The organism is Corallococcus sp. BB11-1 (assembly GCF_026626625.1).
GTDB classification, from domain to species: Bacteria; Myxococcota; Myxococcia; order Myxococcales; family Myxococcaceae; genus Corallococcus; species Corallococcus soli.
On the sequence record NZ_JAPNJY010000043.1, the window covers coordinates 28,614 to 28,914 of the forward strand.

A 301-nucleotide genomic window follows, 5' to 3' on the forward strand; every position below is an offset into this window, starting at 1 on the left:
CGTGGACCGTGGGGCCGTCGAGCAACCCCTTCACCCTGCGTGACACGCTCCAGCCTGTATCACCCCGCACCGGTGTGGGTTCCGGATGCAAGGTTTGTCGAAGCAATGGAACTTCCTGATCTGGCTGAAATGATCCTTCGGCGGAGCCGGGTCCGCTGTCTTCGCGCCGTCTGGGGATTGGGCCTGGGGGCCTGCTGACAACAGGTACGTATCAATCCGCGGTGGCACCGTGAGTGCCTGAGGCTCATGCGCAAGGGCTGATAAGAAGTGTCTCCGTTTCTGACACTTTGGATGGCTCACC